The following is a 19,178-nucleotide window of genomic DNA, read 5'->3' as shown; positions in this document are numbered from 1 at the left end:
CCGAGCGACGGCTCCTACCCGCGGAAATGGTCCTTGCGGTGGCGAAGTTCGGTGAAGACGTCCACCGCCTGGGCGCCGGACATGCCGATGGCGGACTGGACGCCGGGGTCGTCGGCACGCAGGAAGGGGTTGGTCCGACGTTCCAGGCCGATGGTGGTCGGGATGGTCGGCTGGTTCCGTTCGCGCAATGCCGCGACTTCCTCCATGCGCTGTTGCAGGGCCGGATTGGCGGGGTCGACGGTCAGGGCGAAGCGGCCGTTGGACTGGGTGTATTCGTGGCCGCAATAGACGCGGGTCGAATCGGTCAGTGACCGCAGACCCTGCAGCGACTCCCACATCTGGGCGGGCGTGCCCTCGAACAGGCGGCCGCAGCCGAGCGAGAACAGGGTATCGCCGCTGAACAGCGTCTCCGCCGCCTCGAACCAGAAGGCGATGTGGCCGCTGGTGTGGCCGGGAACGGCGATGACGCGGGCGGTTTGCTCCCCGAACACCGTGCGGTCGCCGTCGCCCAGCGCCACGTCCAGGTCGGGGATGCGGTGGGCGTCGGCACGGGCGCCGATCACGGTGGCGCGGTGACGGGCCTTCAATTCCGCGACGCCGCCGATATGATCGTTGTGATGGTGGGTCAGGAAGATGTGGGTCAGGACCCAGCCGCGCCGCTCCAGTTCGGCCTGCACCGGGGCGGCGTCGCCGGGATCGACAACGCCGACCTTGCCGGATGCCGCGTCGCGCAGCACATAGATGTAATTGTCGGCGAACGCCGGAACGAGAATGACCTCCACGGCAGCGGACTCCCTGCTGTTGCGATACGAAACCCGTGTTACGCTTGGGATACCATGTACACAGATATCGTCGATCTGAGGGAGTTCTACGAGTCCGGATTGGGCAGGACGGCCCAGCGGATGATCCGCCGCCGCATCCGCACCATCTGGCCGGACGTGCGCGACCAGATCGTGCTCGGCGTCGGCTATACCACTCCGTACCTGCGTCCCTTCATGGGCGAGGCGGACCGGGTGGTCGCCGTGATGCCGGCCAGCCAGGGCGTCAGCTTCTGGCCGGCGGAAGGGCCGGGCATGGTGGCGCTGGGCGACGAGGCCGACCTGCCCTTCGGCGACAACACCATCGACCGCGTCCTGCTGGTGCATGGGCTGGAGGGCACGGAACAGCTGCGGCCGATGATGCGCGAGATCTGGCGCGTGCTGGCCGGCGGCGGCCGGGTGCTGGCGGTGGTGCCGAACCGCCGCGGCCTGTGGGCGCGCGCGGACTGGACGCCCTTCGGCCACGGCTTCCCCTATTCCGCCTCGCAGCTGAAGCAGGTGCTGCGCGACACCATGTTCGTGCCGGAACGCACCCGCCACGCCCTGTTCATCCCGCCGCTGCGCTCGCATTTCCTGCAGAAGACGGCGCCGGCCTGGGAAGAGGTCGGCGTGCGCTGGTTCAAGGCCTTCGCCGGGGTGACGATGATCGAGGCGTCGAAGCAGATCTTCGCCGGCGTGTCGCGCCGGGCGGCGCAGCAGCCGGTCAAGCGCCGGCTGATCGTGCCCCTGCCGGGCGGTGCGGCCCCCGCCGCGCGAAGCGGCAGTGCCCGCATCATCACCGGCCCCGGCGGCGACCCGGTGGACCGGCAACCCTACCCGCGGACCTGACGCAGCGCGTCGGACAGCCGGCTGCCCAGCCCGCTGCCCAGGCTTCCCGCCCGCGCCGCGATGGTCTGGCTCAGCGTCGCCAGTTCGTCAAGCGTGCGCGTCACCCCGCCCAGCGTCTGTTCGGCGTCGCCGATCCGCTGTTCCGCCGCCATGGCGTCCTGGCGAGAGCGGTCGAGCGAACGCGCCACCTCGGCGGTCAGCGACGCCTGCTCGTCGATAGCGGCGGCTACGGTGCCGTTGATCGCCTGGATCGAGCCGATGGTGGAATGGATGCGGCCCAGCGCCTCGTCCACCGCGGCGGTCTCCTTCTGGAGGTTGGCGACCTGATCGGCGATCTGCTTGGTCGCGTCGGCGGTCTGGCGCGACAGGGCCTTCACCTCGTTGGCGACGACGGCGAATCCGCGCCCGGCCTCGCCCGCCCGCGCCGCCTCGATGGTGGCGTTGAGCGCCAAAAGGTTTGTCTGGCTGGCGATGGCGTTGATCAGCTTCACCACGCTGGCGATCTGCTCCGCCGCCGAACGCAGGGAGTTCATGACGGTGGTGGCGCGGTCGCTGTCGGACGCCGCCGCAAGGCTGATTTCCCGCGCCTTGCTGGTATCGCCGGAGATCTGGTCGGAGGTGGAGGCCAGCCGGTCGAGCATGCCGGCGATGGCGCCGACCGACCCGTCGACGGCACGCGCGGCACCGGCGGCATCGGCGGTCTGGCGCAGCCCCTCGGTCCCGGCGGTGCGGACGGAGGCGACCGCAGCGTCCAGCCGGCGCCCGGCATCGGCCAGATCGGCGGCCAGCCCGCCGACCTCGCGTTCCACCCGGTCGGACAGGTCGCGCATCAGGGCGACGCGGCGGGTCTCTGCCGTTTCGGCCCGCAGGGTCGCCACCGCCCAATGGCGGGCGAGGCGGGCGAATCGGCGGGCCTGATCGGCCGGCCCGGCGACGGCCAGCGCCCCCACCCGCTCGCCGTCCAGGTCGATGGCGATGGCGTATCCCTCGCGCATCGTCCCGCCCGACTTGGCCGCCTCCTCCCGGCTGACCGCACGTTCGTCCAGCCGCCGCGCGACGATGTCGGCTGCGGCCGGGTGGCCGGTGCCGATCCGCTCCCGCGCGGTGGAGGCGGCGACGGTGCCGCCCTTGCCGATGAAGGACACGACGGTGTCCAGTTCACGGCCGATTGCATCGCAGAGATCTTGTGCAATGGTAGCGCTGATGTCCAAGGCGCTTCTCCCCTGTCTTCCGTTCGTGCCGTCCGGCTCCGCTCCCGCTTACCTTGTGGAGAACGGCTGCCTCGTTTTTGGTTATGAACCGAGACTACACGCAACATTTACAAACGCAGAGTTGAAAGAATGACGCAGCCGACCGTTCTGGTTCTTCCCGGCCTGGGCAATTCCGGACCGGGGCATTGGCAGACATGGCTGCAAGGCCGGCTGCCGGCGCTGAACCGCGTCGATCTCGGCGACTGGGACGCACCGGAGCCTGAGCGGTGGGTGGCGCGGCTCGACGCGGCGGTCCGCGCCGCAGCCCTCGCCGCACCGGGGCCGGTGGTCTTGGTCGCGCACAGCCTGGCCTGCATCCTGGTCGCGCGCTGGGCGGCGACATCCGACGCCGCGGACAAGGTGGCGGCGGCCCTGCTCGTCGCCCCGCCCGACGTCGAGTCGCCGGATCGCGTGCCGGCGGTCGTCCGCCGCTTCGCGCCGGTGCCGACCGATCCGCTGCCCTTCACAGCCGTGATGGTCGGCAGCCGCAACGATCCCTACTGCTCCGCCGCCCGCGCCTGCGGCTTTGCCGCCCTGTGGGGCGCCGACTTCATCGATGCGGGCGAGGTCGGACACATCAACGACGACAGCGGCCACGGCCCCTGGCCGATGGGCGAGACGCTGCTGAAGGACCTGCTGGCGCAGCTGTGAAGCAACCCCTTGCCGCTGCGGGGGCAAGGGTGCGACACAGGGCGCGTCGTCGCGCGCCCGCCAGCGGATTGGAGCTTATGACCGGCATTCCCATCGTCGAGGCCGCCCCGGCCAAGCTGAACCTGTACCTGCACGTCACCGGCCGGCGCGCCGACGGCTATCACGAGCTGGACAGCCTCGTCGCCTTCGCCGAGTTCGGCGATGTCCTCACCCTGACCGCGGGCGCCGCGCGGGTGGCGTTGCGCGGTGCCGACCTGCCGCCGGCCGGGCCACGGCTGGCCATCGCCGGCCCCTTCGGCCCGGTGCTGATGGGCGAGAACCCGGCCGACAATCTGGTGATCCGCGCCGCCCATGCGCTGGCCGCCCGGCTGGGACGCCAGGCCGACGTGATGATCGCGCTGACCAAGGCGCTGCCGGTCGCGTCCGGCATCGGCGGCGGGTCGGCCGACGCCGCCGCCTGCCTGCGGGCGCTGGCCCGCCTGTGGGGGGTGCCGGCCGATGATCCGGCGCTGTTCGCGGTGGCCGCCGGGCTGGGCGCCGACGTGCCGGTCTGCGTCGCCGGGCGCAGCTGTTATTTCGGCGGCATCGGCAACGTGCTGGACGAGGCGCCGGAGTTGCCGGAAACCCATGTGGTTCTGGTAAACTCGAACCTGCCGGTGCCGACGCCGGCGGTGTTCAAGGCGATGGCCGCCGCGAGGACGCAGAGCGGCGCCCCATTCTCCGCCCCCGCCCGCTTCACCCGCAAACCGGCGGATGCGGCCGATCTCGCCGCACTGCTGCTGGAGCGGACCAACGACCTCACCGCCCCGGCCCTGACGGTCGCCCCGGTGATCGCCGACGTGTTGGCGGCGCTGGAGCGCAGCGCCGGCTGCCTGCTGCCCCGCCTGTCGGGAAGCGGCGCCACCTGCTTCGGCCTCTATGGCACGGCACAGCAGGCGGAGGCCGCGGCGAAGGCCATCGCAGCGGCGGAGCCGGGTTGGTGGGTCAAGCCGACCCGCCTGCTCTCCACCCCGCCCGGCGCCCCCGCCCTGCCGCGCGGCATCGTCGCCGATCCCGCCGCCGCAGTCCCGCCGCCGGCCGTTCCCTTCCCCGACACCGGCGGCTGGGGCGTGGGCTGATCGGGCACTGTGCGGGCTTCAGGCCCGCATGTAGCCCCATCCCTCCGCCTGCGCCTCGGCGATGTCGAGGACGCCGGCGGGGACCACCGTCAGCCCCTCCGCCGACCGACCGGTCTTCGCCAGCGTGTTGCCGCAGACGCGCAGAAGCCGGTCGGTCTCCGCATCCGGGCCGTCCAGCGCCGCCGCGACCGCACCGGCATTCACCACGATACGGACTTCGGCGTCCGGCCGCGCCTTCAGCAGGTTGCGGGCATTGTTCCGCGCCCGCTCCAGCGCCGCCGGGGTGGGGGCGTGGATGACCAGACGCAGGGGGCCGTTCGGGTGCGGGGTCATGGCCGTCATTTCCCCACGGCGGCGTCGTGGAAGGACAGGTCGAACAGCGCGTCCACGTCGACGGGCTCGGTGATCTGGCCCAGGGTCTGCTGAAACGCCTGCATCCGCTTGGTGGAGTCCAGAATCACCCTGGGGTCGTCGACGAAGGTCGTCGCGTCGGAGGTCAGCGCCGCCCGCATCACGTCGCGCTCCACCAGCCCCTTGCCGATGATCTCCGTCACCAGCTCCGCCGTGCGGTCGGGATTGGACTTGGCGAATGCGGTGGCGCGGATGTGCAGCTTGACCAGATCGGCGACGGCGGCGCGGTTGTTGGCGATGGCGTCCTCCGTCACCGCCAGAACCGCACCCGGCTGCTTGGGGAACATGGTGCCGGCCTTGGCGATGATGGCGGCATCCTGCAGGCGCGACTGCACCAGCGTCAGGATCGGCTCCAGGATCGAGGCGCCGTCGATGGCGCCTGTCAGCAGCGCCTGCTGCAGGGGCTGTTCGCCCATGCCGACGATCTCGACCTCGTCCGCGCCGATATGGGCGACTTCCGCCATCCAATAGCGCAGCACCGTGTCGGGCACCGAACCGGCCGGCAGCGAGCCGATCTTGGGCAGCCGGCCGTGGGCTGCGCGGAAGGCCTTGATCCCCTCCGCCGGGCTGGCAGCGCCGGCCATCGCCTTGGCCAGCGGACCGCCGCCGATCAGCGCCACCTGATCGATGACGTTGGCGGCGACGACCTTCAGCTTCACCCCCTTCGACCGCGCGATCATCGCCGGGCCGATGCCGACATAGGCGACGTCCAGTGTCCCCGACGCCAGCGCCTGGATCATCGCCGGACCCGACTGGAAGCCGGTGGTCTGCAGGGTCAGCCCGGCATCCTTCGCCCATCCCTCCCCCGTCAGCACATAGAGCTGGGTCATGGGGATGATCGGGATATAGCCGACACGCAAAGTGGTCGCGGCGAAGGCCGGCAGCGGCAGCGCCATCGCGGCACCGGCGGCGACGGCGCCCAATGCGGCAGCGCCGGCCAGGAGTTGGCGGCGGGCGATGGGAAGGGTGGTGATGGAACGGCAGGTCGTCGGCATTGTGGTCTCCCTCTGCCGGGCAAAGCTAGCCCGCCCGGCCGGGAAACTCAATTCACAACATCCCCAAATGACACATTCCGGTATTCAACAAAGATATCTTGTCTTACTGTTCGCCATGCTGACGGCGACGGACGGGCCGGATCAGCCACAGGTTCAGCGCAAGGCTGACCACCGCCGCGCCGCCGATCACCGCCGCCATCGGCAAGGCGGTGCCGTTGGCCATCAGCCCGACCGCCCAGCCCGACGCCGCGCCGATGCTGAACTGCAGCATGCCCGCGAGCGCCGACGCGGTGCCGGCCATCTGCGGGAAGGACTGCAGCGCCCCGGCCATGGAGTTGGCGAAACAGAACCCGGTCAGCGACATGAACAGGAACAGGCAGCCGACCAGCCCCCACAAGCCCCCCCAGCCGCTCGCCACGACGACGACCAGCAGGATGCCGCTTGCCGCCGACAGCCAGACGCCGGTCCGCAGCATCACGTCGGACCCGAAGCGCATCACGGCGCGGCTGTTCAGCGTGTTGACGATGATCATGCCGACGATGTTCAGTCCGAACAGGAAACCGTAATTCTCCGGCTGCACCCCGAACAGCTCGATATAGACGAAGGGCGAGCCGGAGATGAAGGCGAACATCCCCGCATAGATGAAGGACGATCCCACCGCATAGCCGAGATAGCGGCGGTTGGTCAGCAGCGTGCGGTAGGACTCCGCCAGCACCATCGGGCGCAGGCTGGTGCGCCGCGTCTCGGGGTGGGTTTCCGGCAGGGTGGCGAGCGCCAGCATGGCGATGACGCCGAAAGCCGCCTGGGCCCAGAAGATCCAGCGCCAGTTCGCCCAGATCAGGATCTGCCCGCCGATCAGCGGGGCGATGATCGGGGCGGCACCCATCACCAGCATCATCATCGACAGCACGCTGGCGGCGCGGTCGCGCTCGAACACGTCGCGGATCATCGCACGGACCAGCACAGGCCCGGCGCAGGCCCCCACCGCCTGCACGAAGCGCCAAGCCGCCAGATGGCCGACATCGGTGGTCAGCGAACAGCCGACGCAGCCCACGGCATAGAGCAGGATGCCGGTCGCCACCGGAATCCGCCGGCCGAACCGGTCACTCAACGCCCCCCACAGCAACTGCCCGACGCCGAAGCCCAGGAAGAAGGCCGACAGCGTCCATTGCACCTGATCCTGAGGCGCATGCAGGTCGCGCCCGATTTGCGGCATGCCGGGCAGATACATGTCGGTGCCCATCGGGCCGAACGACATCAGCACGCCCAGCGCCGCGATGAAGAAGGGGCTTTCGGCAGGCAAACGGGAACGGACGGCGGCAAGGCGCGCGAGCATCAGGAAATCCGAATAAGAAGGGGTGGGGAGCCGGCCGGACGGAGTCCGCAGCCTTTAAGCTGATCCGTCACCCGCCTTGCGCAAAGTCCCGTCTCGTCATGGCTGCCCTGATCGGCGTGCGATGAGCCGGACCCGCGACAATCCAGGCTTCCGCCGGTTTGCAGAGCAACAAAATTCTGGTTCCGGCGGCGGGCCCGTGTCTAAAATTGAGGCTGTATACCGGATTTTCCACCCAGCCGGAGGCAGCGTCATGCCGCACCCCAACCGCCGGTCGGTCCTGTCCTGCGTCGCCGCCGGGGCCACCCTGGTCCTGCTGCCGCAGCGATCTCAGGCGGCCGCCATCCGGCCGGGGCTGGTCTATGCGGCGGGCCAGAAGTTCGACAAGAGCTTCAACGAAGGCGCCTTCGCCGGCGCGGAGCGGTTCAAGGCGGCCAGCGGAATTCCGTTCGTCGAATACCTGCCGTCCAATCCGGCCCAGTTCGACCAAGGGGTTGCGTCCCTGATTCGGCGGGGTGTGACCGATCTGGTCGCCATCGGCTTCTACTATGCGACGCCGCTGGCCCGGCTGGCCCCGGCGCACCCGGCCGTGCGCTTCACCCTGGTCGATGCGGTGGCGGAGGCGCCGAACATCCGCTGCGTCACCTTCAAGGAGCAGGAGGGCGCCTTCCTGGTCGGCGTGCTGGCGGCGCTGGCGTCGAAGAGCGGGACCGTCGGCTTCATCGGCGCGCTGGACATCCCACTGATCCGCAAATTCATCGCCGGCTTCGAACAAGGTGCGCGCCATGCCCGCGGCGACATCCGGGTGGTGGTGAACTTCGTCGGCACCACGCCAGCTGCCTTCAACGACCCCACCGCCGGAGCGGAAGTGGCGCGCAGCCAGTTCCAGCGCGGGGCCGACGTGGTCTTCGCCGGGGCCGGCGTGTCGAATTTCGGCATCTTCGCCGCGGCGAGCGAGGCGCGCCGGCTGGCCATCGGCGTCGACAGCAACCAGAACTACCTGTATCCCGGCTCCATCCTCACCTCCATGCTGAAGCGGGTGGATCTGGCGGTGGACTCGACCTTCCAGGCGGCGCTCCAGGGGCGGTGGAGCGCCGGCACGGTGGCGCTGGGGCTGGCGGAGGGCGCCGTCGATTACGCGGTGGACGAAAACAACCGGGAGCTTCTGACCCCCGCCATGCTGGACGCGGTGGAGGCGGCCCGCCGCGCCATCGTCGCCGGGCGCATTCCCGTGGCGGATGGCAGTTGAACCGGAAGTCGATCTGAAATCGTGGATGCGTCAGGCCGGCGCCTCGCAAGGATGCCATCCAAGGGCGGCGGACAGGTCGGCGCCCTTAAGCGTGGCAAAACTGGTCTTGATCGCCGTCAGGTCGGTGCCGCGCAGCACCACCCCGGCAAGGCTGGCGTCGCGCAGGTCGGCGCCGGTCAGCCGCGCCTTGGCGAAGCTGGTCGGCCACAGGCGGCTGCCGTCGCCGCTGAGATCCACCTTGCGGAACTTGGCCCGCCACAGCTTGGCGCCGGCCAGATTGGCGCCTTCCAAATTGCAGCCGGACAGGTCGGCGCTGGTGAAGTCGGCGTCACGCAGATCGCTGTAGGACAGGTCGGCCATCATCAGCTTGGCGCCGGAGAAATCAGCCCCGCGCAGACCGCTGAAGCGCATCACCGCCCCGCACAGCAGCTGGTTGGCGAAATTGTAGCCGCGCAGGTCGATACGCTGCAGTTGGATGCGCTCGCCGCCCTTCCCCAGCTTCTCCACCCAGATCTGATGCTCGGCGATCAGGTCGGTCATCCGCGCCGCGGTGGTGGTCAGGCCGGTGCCGTCCACATCGACGCCATGCCGCTCCAGTGCCACCCGCAATTCCTCGTGCAGGCGGGCGCCGCACATCAGCACGCCGTCCAGCGTCGCCTTGCGCATGGTGGCCCCGGTCAGATCCGCCCCGATCAGGATGGCGCCGCTGAGGTCGCTGCCGCTGAAATCGGCACCGGACAGGTCGCTGCCGCTGAAATCGCACTGCGCCATCCGGCAATCGGTCAGGATCGCCTTGGTCAGGCTGCAGCCGACGAAGGTCGTGGTGCCGTCGCTGTTGCCGGCCGCCCGGAACTCGCCCGCGTCCAGCACCATGCCGCGGCGCAGGTCGGCGCCCTGCAGGTTGGCGTTCTGCAGCTTCGCGCCGTCGACCCTGGCCCCACGCAGATCGGCGCCCTGCAACTGCGCGCCGGTCAAATCGGCCTTCGACAGGTCGGCGCCGTAGAGATCGGCCTTCGACAGCACGGTGCCGACCATCCGCGCCCGCGCCAGACTGGCGCCCGTCAGCTTGGCGCCCGACAAGTTGACGCGGTTGAGGCCCAGCCCGGCCAGATCGTAAAAGCTGAGATTGGCGCGGCGCCCCCGGCCGGCCGGGTCGCGCAGCAGCCATTGCTGGTGCCGCACCAGCGCGTCGCGAACCGCCCGAAGGTAGCGTTCATCCGTCATGCGGCGCGTCGATGCCCCGGCACTGCCGTCCCGGACACGCTGTCCCGGACTGTTGGCAACCGGGATGTTACCGAAACCGATTCATTTTCGGAAGGCATGTCCCCTCGAACCTTCGCCAGACCGGCAAGATTCTTTTGTCGCAGCCTCAGATCCGGTCCGGCCCGTTCCGCCGATCCTGTCCGGCATAGGACCGCCGCCATCACAGCCGCGTGATCGCCCTCCCGACCCGCTTGGGCCGGCGGCAAGTCCGACCAATATAGTGGGTCTGGAACACCGACCACCACCAGCGGAGACCGGCGGCATGCCCGAATCGGACAAGAACAATACGGCCCAGAACACCACGGACAAGAGCGAACAGGACTGGAAGCAGGAATTGTCGCCCAATCAGTTCAAGGTTCTGCGCGAACACGCGACCGAGTATCCCGGCACCAGCCCGCTCAACGACGAGAAGCGCCGGGGCGTCTACCGCTGCGCCGGCTGCGGGCAGCCCCTCTATGCCAGCGACACCAAATACGAAAGCGGGTCGGGTTGGCCCAGCTTCTGGGAGCCGATTCCCGGAGCGGTGGAGACCTCCACCGACTACAAGCTGGCCTATCCGCGGACCGAGGTTCATTGCGCCAGCTGCAAAGGCCATCTCGGCCATGTCTTCGATGACGGGCCGCAGCCGACAGGGAAGCGCTACTGCATGAACGGTGTCGCCATGACTTTCGTGCCCTCGGAAAAGTCCGGCTGACCCGCAGAACTATGACCGGGCGCCGCAGTCCTTTGCCTGATCGGCGTCTGGTCATAAACCCTCCCAAAAAAGGCGGGTTTACCCCTATTTGAGCTAAAAATGGCAACCTTGGCGCAGAGCGCGATGGTATGATCCGCCCCTGTGCGGCGGGTTGTCGCGATGGCATCGCGACCCTCCGCCGTCCATGGCACCATGCGTCGTCGAAGCGGCGCGGGCATTCGGTGCGGCTGGCGGAGGGCGAATGGTCATTTCGGCCGAGTTCCTGGGGATGCTGCTTCTGATCACCAGCGCCGCCGCGCTTGGTCTGTCGATCGTGGTCGATGTCGGCCGAGTCAGCGCCGAAAAGGCGCGCGAGGCGATGAACCAGAGACAGTACGACAAGAAGCGCGCCGCGCTGGCCGAATGGCGCCAGAAGACGGAGCGCAAGCGCGTCGACGTCACCACCCTGCAAGCCCGCCTGACCGAATTCAACGGCCGCCGCCAGAAGGCGCTGACGGAGTTGCGGGCGCTGGAATTCTCCAAGATCGAACTGGTGCACGAACTTGGCGACCAGGACTCCGACGGCGATGTCTACTGGGCGCAGTTGGCGGTCAGCCCGAATTTCAACGAGCTGGATCGCAAGGATATCGTCTTCTCGCGCCAGATCTGGGAATACCGCAACGTCGCGCACATCACGGCGCCGTCGGCCGAACAGGCGCACGGCACCGTGCGGACCAGCTTTTCCCAGCGCAACGGCCTGATCAGTTCGCCGGTGGTGCCGCTGGCGCTGGCTCCCGATCCCGAGGTGGAGGCGACCGCAGCATGAAGAGAGCGGCATGATGGGAACGGCTCGATGACCGGCATGATGCTGTATTTCGCGCTTGGCCTGATGGTGCTGACCGTCCTGTCCAACCGCTACTGGCGCCGCCAGCTGACCCTGACCCGGGTCGCCATGTCCAAGCTGAAGGAGAAGGTGGACGACGTGACCAAGGAGGTCGCGGACGTCGCCTCCGACTATGCCCAGCTGGCCCACCACCATGCGGACATGGAAAAGCGCGTCCAGAAGGCGGAAATCGACATGCAGGCCGCCATCCTGGAACTGGACCAGAAGAAGGGTGCCGCCATGCAGCGCTACTTCGTCTTTGACCGGAACGAGCCGCGCCCCGGGCGCTTCTGGGAGGTCGCCGTGCGCTTCCACCCGACCGCGGTCAGCTTCGCCGACCAACGCGGCCATCGCGGCTGGTCCGGCATCCGCCGCTTCCTGCTGATCGCCGACGGCGAACGTGACGCGCGCGAGCGGGTGGCCGCCCGTTACCCGCGCAAGGCCGGCTTCGAGATCCTGGAGGTTGCCGGCTGCCGCCTGAACGGGCTGACGGTCAACCGCATTTCCGAACTCAGCACCTTCCGCAAGCCCGGCAAGCCGGAGGAGGAGGCCGCCGCGGCGGCCCGTCCGCAGCGCCGGACCTCGCCCGCCCAATCCTGACTTGAGCGTGATGGACGCGATCAGTCCACCACAGCCTGGAACATGTACCCCATGCCGTGGACGGTGACGATGCGGGTCGGTTCGGCGGGGTCGGGCTCCACCACCCGGCGCAGGCGGCGGACCAGCCGGTCGATGGAGCGGTCGAAGGGCACCGAGTCTCCGCGCAGCGTCAGGTCCAGCAGATCATCGCGGCTCAGCACCCGCCCCGGATTCTCGACGAAGGCGGCCAGCAGTTCGAATTCGGCCGAGGTCAGACGGGCATCCTCGCCGCCGGGGTCGCGCAGGCGGCGCTTGTCCAGATGCAGTTCCCACCCGTCGAACCGCTTCACCCGTCCGCCCGCCGGCCGGGTCGGCTTGGCGATGCGGCGCAGGAGGCTGCGGGTGCGGGCCAGGATCTCGCGCGGTTCGAACGGCTTGGTGATGTAGTCGTCGGCACCCAGCTCCAGCCCGATCAGCCGGTCCATCCGGTCGGAGCGGCCGGTGATCAGGATGATGCCGATGTTGGAGGTGGCCCGCAGCTCCCGCGTCACCGCCAGCCCGTCCTTGCCGGGAAGCCGGATGTCCAGCAGCAGAAGGTCGATCCGCCCGCGCGCCAGCAGCGCCGACAGCTGATCGCCGTCGCGCGCCAGCATCACCCGATACCCCTCGCCTTCCAGATAGGCCTTCAGGGTCTCGCGGGTGATGGGATCGTCGTCGACCACCGCGATGGTGTTCATTGTCCCCCGTGACGGAGTCCTATGGTCGGCGGATTGTCTGCCGGCCCCTCATACCAAAGCTATCGGTTCCGCCAACCGGATACAAGGTGGAGCATACGGGTCCTCCCAAGCGGCATCCGCTGATTGTGCGGCGCACCGGGAGCGGGCGAATGGAGACAATTGCGCCGAACTTGCCAGATGGAGGGGACAATGCCACATTTGTACTCATGACAAATTGGACCCCGAACCTGGAGGGCCGCGCCGGCCCGCTGTACCGCGTCATCGCCGACGCGCTGGCCGACGACATCGCGGAGGGCGCGCTGGCGGTCGGCACCCGCCTGCCCACCCACCGCGACCTCGCCTTCCGCCTCGGCGTCACAGTGGGAACGGTGACGCGCGCTTATACAGAGGCGGAAAAACGCGGCCTGATCGGCGGCGAGGTCGGACGCGGGACCTTCGTGCAGGGCCAGCGCCCGCCGGCGACACCCCTGCCGCTCGGCTGGCCGCCGGCCGGGGAAACGTCCGCGGGGGAGACAGGGGCCGGCTCCGCCATCGTCAACATGACGACGGTCCACCCAGAACATGCCGTCGCGGTGCAGGCCTTCGGCCAGACGCTTGCCGCCATCGGCACCTCGGGCCGCGCGGCCGCGCTGATCGGCTACGGCCCGCATGCCGGGCTGCCCGACCATCGCGCCGCCGCCGCCGCCTGGCTGGAGCGCCAGCACCGGGTGCAGGCGAGCGCCGACTCGGTGCTGCTGACCACCGGGGCGCAGAACGCGCTGGCGGTGGCGCTGGCCGCCGTCGCCCGCCCCGGCGACGTCATCCTGGCGGAACGGCTGACCAACATCGGCACCAAGGCGCTGGCGGCCACCCAGGGCTATCATCTGGAAGGGGTTGCCATCGACGAGCATGGGCTGGTGCCCGACGCCTTCGACAGCGCCTGCCGCCGGCTGGGACCGAAGGCGGTCTATCTGGTGCCGACCCTGCAGAATCCGACAGCGGTGGTGATGCCCGCCGCCCGCCGCCGCGAAATCGCCGAGATCGCACGCCGTTACGGCGTGATCCTGATCGAGGACGACGTGTTCGGCTTCATGGTGCCGGACGCCCGGCCGATCCAGACCATCGCCCCCGACATCACCCTGTATGTGTCGAGCGTGTCCAAGAGCCTTGCCGCCGGGCTGCGGCTGGGCTTCGTCGTCGCCCCGGCGGAATTGCGGTCCCGCGTCGAGACCGCCATCCGCGCCCTGCAATATTCCGCCCCCGCCCTGCCGGCGGAGGTGGTGGCGCGCTGGATTCAGGACGGCACCGCCGACCGCATCGTCGCTACCCAGCGGGAGGAGGATCTGGCCCGCCAGCGGCTTGCCCGCTCCATCCTGCCGGCCGGCACCGTCTACGGCAGTTCGGCGGCACAGCATCTGTGGCTGGTCCTGCCGGAGCCCTGGCGGCGCGAGGATTTCGTCGGCGAGGCACGCCGCCGCGGCGTGATCGTCACCGGCGCCGATGCCTTCGCCGTGGGCCGCGCCAGCGCCCCCCATGCGGTGCGCGTGGGGCTGTGCATGCCGCGCAGCCGCGACGAGACTGCGCGCGGCCTGCGTGCGCTGGCCGATACGCTGGACGCACCGGCGGCGGCGATGCTGTCGATTGTGTAGGGACCGGCAGTTTACGCCCCCTGCAGCATCCCCTGCACCGCATCCATTGCCGCAAGCCCGCGGCCGAACACCGATTCCGCGGTCGCGGCAAGTTCCTGGGCCTCGACACGGCGGCCTTCGCGCATGCCGTCCTCCACCGCGCGCATCAGGCCGACGAAGCGGGTCAGGCCGAAATGGCTGGCGGCCCCGGCCAGACGGTGGGCGATGTCCTCGATCTCGTCGTCGGGCGTATCGGCGGCGGTCAGGCGGGGCAGCCCCTCCTGCGCGGAGTCCAGCAGCAGCCCGCGGATGGTGGCGAAGCGCGCCGGGCCGAGAGAGCGGATATAGCGTTCCAGGATCTCGTCGCTCACGTCCTCCTCCACGACCAGCGGGCGGGAAGGGATCGCGACGGCGGTCTCGGCGCCGCCTGTGTCTTCGCCATCGCCGCCATCCCCGCGTGACGCGACGGCGTTGGACAGCAAATGCATCAGCCGTTCCGGGAAAATCGGCTTTTCGATCACCGCGTCGATCCCAGCGGTGAGATAGCGGGCGCGGTCGGCGGCGAAGACGTTGGCGGTTACCGCGACGATCGGCACCGCCGCCCGGTCGGCATCCGCGAAGGCCCGGATGCGGCGCGCCACCTCCGGCCCGTCGATGTCGGGCAGGCGGATGTCCAGCAGCACGGCGTCAAAGCGCCGGCGGGCCGCCAGTTCCAGCGCCTTCTCCCCCGTCTCGGCGACGGTGATGCGGTGGCCGGCGTCGGACAGCAGTCCCAGCGCCACCTCCCGGTTGATCGCGTCGTCCTCCACCAGCAGCAGGGCCAGCGACCGCACCCGGCTGATCGGCAGGAGCCGGCCGGGCCGCCGCGCCGGCAGGGCGGTTTCCTCCACCCGCTGCAGGGGGATGGTGACGGTGAAGACGCTGCCCAGCCCGACCGCGCTGTCGACCCGGATGCTGCCCTGCATGGCGTCCAGCAGATGCCGCACGATGGCGAGCCCCAACCCGCTGCCGCCGAAGCGCCGCGCGATGGTCGGATCGGCCTGTTCCAGCTTCTCGAAGATGGCGGCCCGGCGTTCCGGCGGCACGCCGATGCCGGTGTCGCGCACGGCCAGTCGCAGCATTTCGCCGGTCTCTCCGCCCCCGGAACGTTCCGAAGCCGGTTCGATGTCGACGCGCAGATCGACCCCGCCGCGTTCCGTGAACTTCACCGCATTGCCGACGAGGTTCACCAGGATCTGGCGCAGCCGCTGGCGGTCGACCACAACCAGTTCCGGCACCTCCGGCGCGATGTCGAGGTCGAGGTCGATGCCCTTCTCGTTCGCCAGTCCTTCCACCGTCGCAACGACCTCTTCCAGCACCGGCAGCAGGGCACAGGGAGCGGGATCGAGGTCGAGCTTGCCGTCCTCGATCTTGCGCAGATCGAGGATGTCGTTGACCTGATCGAGCAGCCCATGGCCGCAGCGCATGATCGACATGGCATAGCGCCGCTCGCCCGCATGCAGCTGCCCGGTCAGCAACAGCCGGCACAGCCCGAGGATGCCGTTCAGCGGCGTGCGCATCTCGTGGCTGACGGTGGCGAGGAATTCGGTTTTGGCGGCGTCGGCGCGCTCCGCCCGTTCCTTGGCCTGCCGCAGCTCCTCGCGCGCCCGGCGCGAGGCGGTGATGTCGTTGGCGACGCAGATGATGCGGCAGCGGCCGTCGCCCGACCATTCGAAGGGATGGCGCTGCAGGGCGAAGACCGCGGTCTCGCCGTTGCGGGCCAACGCCAGCTCTTCAACGCCCAGCGACCGCATGGATCCGGGATCGCCGCCGGCCAGCGCCCGTCCGGTCTCCGGACCCAGCACCTCGGCCAGGGTGCGGTCCTCGATGTCGGCGCGGCGGGTGCCGAAGCAATCCTCCGCCGCCCGGTTCCACAGCACGACCCGGCCGGTATCGCCCTCCAGCACGTAGAGCACGCTCGGCACATTGTCGATCACGGCGTCCAGGAAGGCCTGGGTCCGGCGCAGCAGCTCCTCCGCCTCGCGGCGGCGGGTGATGTCGACGACCGAACTCAGCAGCACCTCCTCCCCCTGGAATTCGAAGGCGATGCCGGACAGCAGGCCCCACAGCCGGCGGCCGGTACGGGTCACCAGTTCCGTTTCGACATCCAGCGCCAGCCCGCTGGCGAAGACGTCGCGGACGAACTCCTCGCGCACCGCCGGCACGTACCAGACGGTGGCGGCCGGCCGGCCCAACAGTTCTCCGGCATCGGCGGCCTCGAACAAATCGGCGGCACGGCGGTTGACGAAGCGGATCTGGCCATCGGCACGGCCGGAGATCACCAGCGGGACCGGCGCCGCCTCCAGCACCGTGCGCAGCCACTGCTCGTTGCGGCGCAGCGCCTCGCTCTTGTCCTCCGTCTCCTGGATGTAGAAGCGCAGCGCGCGGGCCAGCTCGCCGATTTCGTCGGCGCCGGTCGCCGGCACCTCCGCCCTGCCGCCCCCGGTGCGGTCGCGGATCGCCTCGCTGACCGCCCACAGACGGGCCAGCACCTTGCGCCGGACATACAGCACCGACAGCACCATTCCCAGCACCACCACCCCGACGGAGGCGAAGAACAGGCGGGTGTAGGTGGTCGATACCTCGATCACCTGCTGACGGCTTTCCTCCGCCGCCTTGGTCTGCTCGACGAAGATCCCGGTGTTGAGGCCGGTGTTGACCAGCGACACCTGATTGGCGCGGTCGACCAGCCCGTTCAGCGCCTCCGACGCCTGCAGTTCCGCCTGCCGTTGGCGGAAGACGGAACGGTCGCCCTCCACCACCGCGCGCATGCCCTCGGCCAGCCGGGTCAGCCGGTCCGATACGCCATCGACAGCCCCCCCCGGTACCGATGCGGCGAGACTCTCCAACTGCGCCGCCGCGCCATCGGCCAGCCGGGCCAGGGCAAAGCTGTTCTCCGCCTGATGGACCGACGCGATCAGGAACAGAAGCCGCTCGGCCATCGCCAGCCAGCGCTGAACGCCCACGTCCTCGACCCCGCGCAGTCCCGGTTCCGCCAGGGCATCGGCCATCCGCCGCACGTCGCGGGTGCGGTCGGCCAAGGCCCGGCGGGCGGCGACGCGGGCGGTCACGCCGCGGTCGATGGCGTCGCGCAGCCGCAGGATCTCGTCGCGCTGCTGCTTCAGCCCGGCGATCCGCCTTGCCTGGGGGGCATTGGACGAGTCCATCTCCGCCAGCAGCCGGTCATAGCCGTCCAGTTGGTCCGCCAACCCCTGCTTGATCGTTTCACGACCGAAATTGTCGTCCGACAGAGCCAGCTGTTCCAGGGTCCGCATGATCCGCTGATGCTGGCGCTCCAGCTTGGCGGAGGCGACGACGGCCGGAAACTGCTCCGACGTCACCTTGGTGATTCCGGCATGCAGGCCGTCGAAGGCGATATAGGCGCCAAGCCCGATCAGGAAGGCGACCAGACCATTGAAGGCGAGAGCGCCGAACAGACGCGCGCCGACGCCGATCCTCACCACGCCCGCCTTTCCGGCTTCGGACCTGCCGGTCTCCGACTCGCTGCCGCCCGCCATTCCCAATCCCGCCAGTCCCGTCCAGACGCCCAGCCCCAACACCTACACCGACACCCCCAATCGTTTGCGCGGTGCCGTGGGCAGCGTATCATAGCGGCGCCGTAGGATAAGGGGAGAAGGATGGGGCTGAAGCCTGTTGCCGCCGCGCTGGGACTGATTATGGCGCTCGTCCCGGCGGTTGGCGGAACCGCCGCCGGGGCGCAGCCGGACGCGCAGCCCGTACCCAACGGGGACCGCCCCGTCCTGGCGGAGATCGAGAGGCGGGGGGTGGTTCGCTGCGGCGTGTCCTTCAATCCCGGCTTCGCCGCCAACGACGACAACGGACGGCCGGTCGGCTTCATGGTCGATCTGTGCCGGGCGCTGGCCGCCGCCGTCCTGGGCAAGGCCGACGCCGTGGAAATCCGCCGCCTGTCCAAGCCGCAGGAATTCGACGCCGTCGCCGCCGGCGAGGTCGACGTGTCCTTCGCCCAGACCTCCTGGACGCTGAGCCGCGACGCGACCTACGCCGTCGATTTCGGCCCGCCGGTCTTCCACGACGTGCAGGGGATCGCCGCATGGCGCCTGCCCGACGGCCGGTCGGCGTTGGACGGAACCGAACTGACGGTCTGCGTCCCAGCCGGAACCACCACCCAGGCCGAGCTGGAGGCGCTGGTTGTCGGTGGCAAGCGGCCCTGGAAGCTGCGCAGCTTCCCCGGCTGGCCCGATACGCTGGAGGCCTTCCTCAGCCGCGACTGCACGGCGCTCAGCGCCGATCGGGCACTGCTGACCACCGCGCTGCATATGCTGGAGTCGCCCAGGGAAGCGCTGGAGATCGCCGACGCCCCTCTGCCGTCACGCGAGCCGCTGGCGCCGCTGACGCCGAACACCGACCGCATGTGGATGGCGGCGGTGCGCTGGACCATCTATGCGCTGTTTCTGGCCGAGGATGCCGGCGTTACCGGCGCCAACGCCAATTTCCAGCGGATCACCGGCGGCAGCGAGATGCGGCGCCTGCTGTCCGGCCTGCCGGAGGTCGCGGCGAAGGCGGGCCTGCGCCCGGACTGGGCCTATCAGGCGGTGGTGCAGGTCGGGAATTACGGCGAGATCTTCGAGCGCAACCTGGGCGCCCGCTCCCCCTTCAAGCTGGAACGCGGACCGAACCGGCCCTGGACACAGGGCGGGCTGCTCTACGCCCCGGTGTTCCAGTAGGCGTTGCCGTTCAGGCGGAGGACACCGCACCTGTCCAA

The 19,178-nt window shown here is 69.6% G+C and carries 17 protein-coding genes; 9 read left to right on the top strand and 8 right to left on the bottom strand.

Annotation, left to right across the window (positions count from 1 at the left end; translation table 11 throughout):
- Nucleotides 1–14: 14 nt before the first annotated feature.
- Entirely contained in the window at nt 15–782 is a 768-nt protein-coding gene (gloB, locus tag FZ983_RS05935) for a hydroxyacylglutathione hydrolase (RefSeq protein WP_149222662.1), read from the bottom strand.
- Between the two features lie 54 nt (nt 783–836).
- Between gloB and FZ983_RS05930 the strand changes: the two genes are divergently transcribed.
- Entirely contained in the window at nt 837–1,646 is an 810-nt protein-coding gene (locus FZ983_RS05930; RefSeq protein WP_149222661.1) for a methyltransferase domain-containing protein, read from the top strand.
- On the opposite strand, the gene FZ983_RS05925 is transcribed toward FZ983_RS05930, so the two are convergent.
- On the bottom strand, nt 1,631–2,857 hold the full coding sequence (locus FZ983_RS05925; RefSeq protein ID WP_149222660.1) for a methyl-accepting chemotaxis protein: 1,227 nt from the start codon (nt 2,855–2,857) through the stop codon (nt 1,631–1,633). The two genes, FZ983_RS05930 and FZ983_RS05925, sit on opposite strands and share 16 nt — an antisense overlap.
- 129 nt (nt 2,858–2,986) lie before the next feature.
- Between FZ983_RS05925 and FZ983_RS05920 the strand changes: the two genes are divergently transcribed.
- Both FZ983_RS05920 and FZ983_RS05915 read left to right on the top strand, forming a co-directional pair.
- Nucleotides 2,987–3,547 (top strand): alpha/beta hydrolase, encoded by a 561-nt coding sequence (locus FZ983_RS05920; RefSeq protein WP_149222659.1) that lies wholly within the window; start codon nt 2,987–2,989, stop codon nt 3,545–3,547.
- A gap of 77 nt (nt 3,548–3,624) precedes the next feature.
- Nucleotides 3,625–4,665 carry a 4-(cytidine 5'-diphospho)-2-C-methyl-D-erythritol kinase gene (locus FZ983_RS05915; RefSeq protein ID WP_149222658.1) on the top strand — a complete coding sequence of 347 codons (1,041 nt, stop codon included), beginning with the start codon at nt 3,625–3,627 and terminating at the stop codon, nt 4,663–4,665.
- Nucleotides 4,666–4,683: 18 nt separating this feature from the next.
- Here FZ983_RS05915 and FZ983_RS05910 read toward each other — a convergent pair whose 3' ends face one another.
- The 3 genes from FZ983_RS05910 to FZ983_RS05900 all read right to left on the bottom strand — a co-directional run bounded on the left by FZ983_RS05910 (nt 4,684) and on the right by FZ983_RS05900 (nt 7,407).
- Nucleotides 4,684–4,998 carry a hypothetical protein gene (locus FZ983_RS05910; RefSeq protein ID WP_247883605.1) on the bottom strand — a complete coding sequence of 105 codons (315 nt, stop codon included), beginning with the start codon at nt 4,996–4,998 and terminating at the stop codon, nt 4,684–4,686.
- 5 nt (nt 4,999–5,003) lie between these two features.
- Nucleotides 5,004–6,071, bottom strand: a complete 1,068-nt coding sequence (locus tag FZ983_RS05905; RefSeq protein ID WP_149222656.1) for an ABC transporter substrate-binding protein — start codon at nt 6,069–6,071, stop codon at nt 5,004–5,006.
- Nucleotides 6,072–6,174: 103 nt separating this feature from the next.
- A complete protein-coding gene (locus FZ983_RS05900; protein WP_149222655.1) occupies nt 6,175–7,407 on the bottom strand; it encodes a Bcr/CflA family multidrug efflux MFS transporter in 1,233 nt (410 codons plus the stop codon).
- Between the two features lie 250 nt (nt 7,408–7,657).
- Between FZ983_RS05900 and FZ983_RS05895 the strand changes: the two genes are divergently transcribed.
- Nucleotides 7,658–8,653 (top strand): BMP family ABC transporter substrate-binding protein, encoded by a 996-nt coding sequence (locus FZ983_RS05895; RefSeq protein WP_149222654.1) that lies wholly within the window; start codon nt 7,658–7,660, stop codon nt 8,651–8,653.
- Nucleotides 8,654–8,683: 30 nt separating this feature from the next.
- On the opposite strand, the gene FZ983_RS05890 is transcribed toward FZ983_RS05895, so the two are convergent.
- Complete coding sequence (locus FZ983_RS05890; protein ID WP_149222653.1) at nt 8,684–9,877, bottom strand: pentapeptide repeat-containing protein; 1,194 nt, start codon at nt 9,875–9,877, stop codon at nt 8,684–8,686.
- A gap of 301 nt (nt 9,878–10,178) precedes the next feature.
- Here FZ983_RS05890 and msrB point away from each other — a divergent pair, with 301 nt between their 5' ends.
- The 3 genes from msrB (at nt 10,179) to FZ983_RS05875 (ending at nt 12,072) form a co-directional block, all read left to right on the top strand.
- Complete coding sequence (gene msrB / locus FZ983_RS05885) at nt 10,179–10,610, top strand: peptide-methionine (R)-S-oxide reductase MsrB (protein WP_149222652.1); 432 nt, start codon at nt 10,179–10,181, stop codon at nt 10,608–10,610.
- 241 nt (nt 10,611–10,851) lie between these two features.
- A complete protein-coding gene (locus tag FZ983_RS05880) occupies nt 10,852–11,415 on the top strand; it encodes a hypothetical protein (protein ID WP_149222651.1) in 564 nt (187 codons plus the stop codon).
- A 27-nt stretch (nt 11,416–11,442) separates the two neighbouring features.
- Nucleotides 11,443–12,072, top strand: coding sequence for a hypothetical protein (locus FZ983_RS05875; RefSeq protein ID WP_149222650.1), 630 nt, complete (start codon nt 11,443–11,445; stop codon nt 12,070–12,072).
- Between the two features lie 20 nt (nt 12,073–12,092).
- Here the strand turns inward: FZ983_RS05875 and FZ983_RS05870 are convergent, their stop codons facing one another.
- On the bottom strand, nt 12,093–12,788 hold the full coding sequence (locus tag FZ983_RS05870) for a response regulator (protein ID WP_149222649.1): 696 nt from the start codon (nt 12,786–12,788) through the stop codon (nt 12,093–12,095).
- Nucleotides 12,789–12,994: 206 nt separating this feature from the next.
- On the opposite strand from FZ983_RS05870, the gene FZ983_RS05865 reads away from it, so the two are divergent.
- The gene (locus tag FZ983_RS05865; RefSeq protein ID WP_149222648.1) at nt 12,995–14,416 is read left to right on the top strand and encodes a PLP-dependent aminotransferase family protein; all 1,422 of its coding nucleotides are present in this window, start codon (nt 12,995–12,997) and stop codon (nt 14,414–14,416) included.
- A gap of 11 nt (nt 14,417–14,427) precedes the next feature.
- Here FZ983_RS05865 and FZ983_RS05860 read toward each other — a convergent pair whose 3' ends face one another.
- Entirely contained in the window at nt 14,428–17,952 is a 3,525-nt protein-coding gene (locus FZ983_RS05860; RefSeq protein ID WP_149223053.1) for an ATP-binding protein, read from the bottom strand.
- 120 nt (nt 17,953–18,072) lie between these two features.
- Between FZ983_RS05860 and FZ983_RS05855 the strand changes: the two genes are divergently transcribed.
- Nucleotides 18,073–19,140: an amino acid ABC transporter substrate-binding protein gene (locus FZ983_RS05855; RefSeq protein WP_149222647.1), complete on the top strand. Its 1,068-nt coding sequence runs from the start codon at nt 18,073–18,075 to the stop codon at nt 19,138–19,140.
- Nucleotides 19,141–19,178 lie beyond the last annotated feature (38 nt).

The organism is Azospirillum sp. B21 (assembly GCF_008364825.1).
In the GTDB taxonomy this organism is placed as follows: Bacteria; Pseudomonadota; Alphaproteobacteria; order Azospirillales; family Azospirillaceae; genus Azospirillum.
Note: the sequence above shows the minus strand (reverse complement) of the source record. Positions and strands in the feature narration are given on the sequence as shown.

What these genes read in the sequence shown, in the direction of transcription:
- FZ983_RS05875 (WP_149222650.1), top strand. Translation starts at nt 11,443, where the DNA reads ATGACCGGCATGATGCTGTATTTCGCGCTTGGCCTGATGGTGCTGACC.
- FZ983_RS05930 (WP_149222661.1), top strand. Translation starts at nt 837, where the DNA reads ATGTACACAGATATCGTCGATCTGAGGGAGTTCTACGAGTCCGGATTG.
- FZ983_RS05915 (WP_149222658.1), top strand. Translation starts at nt 3,625, where the DNA reads ATGACCGGCATTCCCATCGTCGAGGCCGCCCCGGCCAAGCTGAACCTG.
- FZ983_RS05855 (WP_149222647.1), top strand. Translation starts at nt 18,073, where the DNA reads ATGGGGCTGAAGCCTGTTGCCGCCGCGCTGGGACTGATTATGGCGCTC.
- FZ983_RS05880 (WP_149222651.1), top strand. Translation starts at nt 10,852, where the DNA reads ATGGTCATTTCGGCCGAGTTCCTGGGGATGCTGCTTCTGATCACCAGC.
- FZ983_RS05865 (WP_149222648.1), top strand. Translation starts at nt 12,995, where the DNA reads ATGACAAATTGGACCCCGAACCTGGAGGGCCGCGCCGGCCCGCTGTAC.
- FZ983_RS05920 (WP_149222659.1), top strand. Translation starts at nt 2,987, where the DNA reads ATGACGCAGCCGACCGTTCTGGTTCTTCCCGGCCTGGGCAATTCCGGA.
- FZ983_RS05905 (WP_149222656.1), bottom strand. Translation starts at nt 6,071, where the DNA reads ATGCCGACGACCTGCCGTTCCATCACCACCCTTCCCATCGCCCGCCGC.
- FZ983_RS05870 (WP_149222649.1), bottom strand. Translation starts at nt 12,788, where the DNA reads ATGAACACCATCGCGGTGGTCGACGACGATCCCATCACCCGCGAGACC.
- FZ983_RS05895 (WP_149222654.1), top strand. Translation starts at nt 7,658, where the DNA reads ATGCCGCACCCCAACCGCCGGTCGGTCCTGTCCTGCGTCGCCGCCGGG.
- FZ983_RS05860 (WP_149223053.1), bottom strand. Translation starts at nt 17,952, where the DNA reads ATGGCGGGCGGCAGCGAGTCGGAGACCGGCAGGTCCGAAGCCGGAAAG.
- FZ983_RS05900 (WP_149222655.1), bottom strand. Translation starts at nt 7,407, where the DNA reads ATGCTCGCGCGCCTTGCCGCCGTCCGTTCCCGTTTGCCTGCCGAAAGC.
- FZ983_RS05890 (WP_149222653.1), bottom strand. Translation starts at nt 9,877, where the DNA reads ATGACGGATGAACGCTACCTTCGGGCGGTTCGCGACGCGCTGGTGCGG.
- msrB (WP_149222652.1), top strand. Translation starts at nt 10,179, where the DNA reads ATGCCCGAATCGGACAAGAACAATACGGCCCAGAACACCACGGACAAG.
- FZ983_RS05910 (WP_247883605.1), bottom strand. Translation starts at nt 4,998, where the DNA reads ATGACCCCGCACCCGAACGGCCCCCTGCGTCTGGTCATCCACGCCCCC.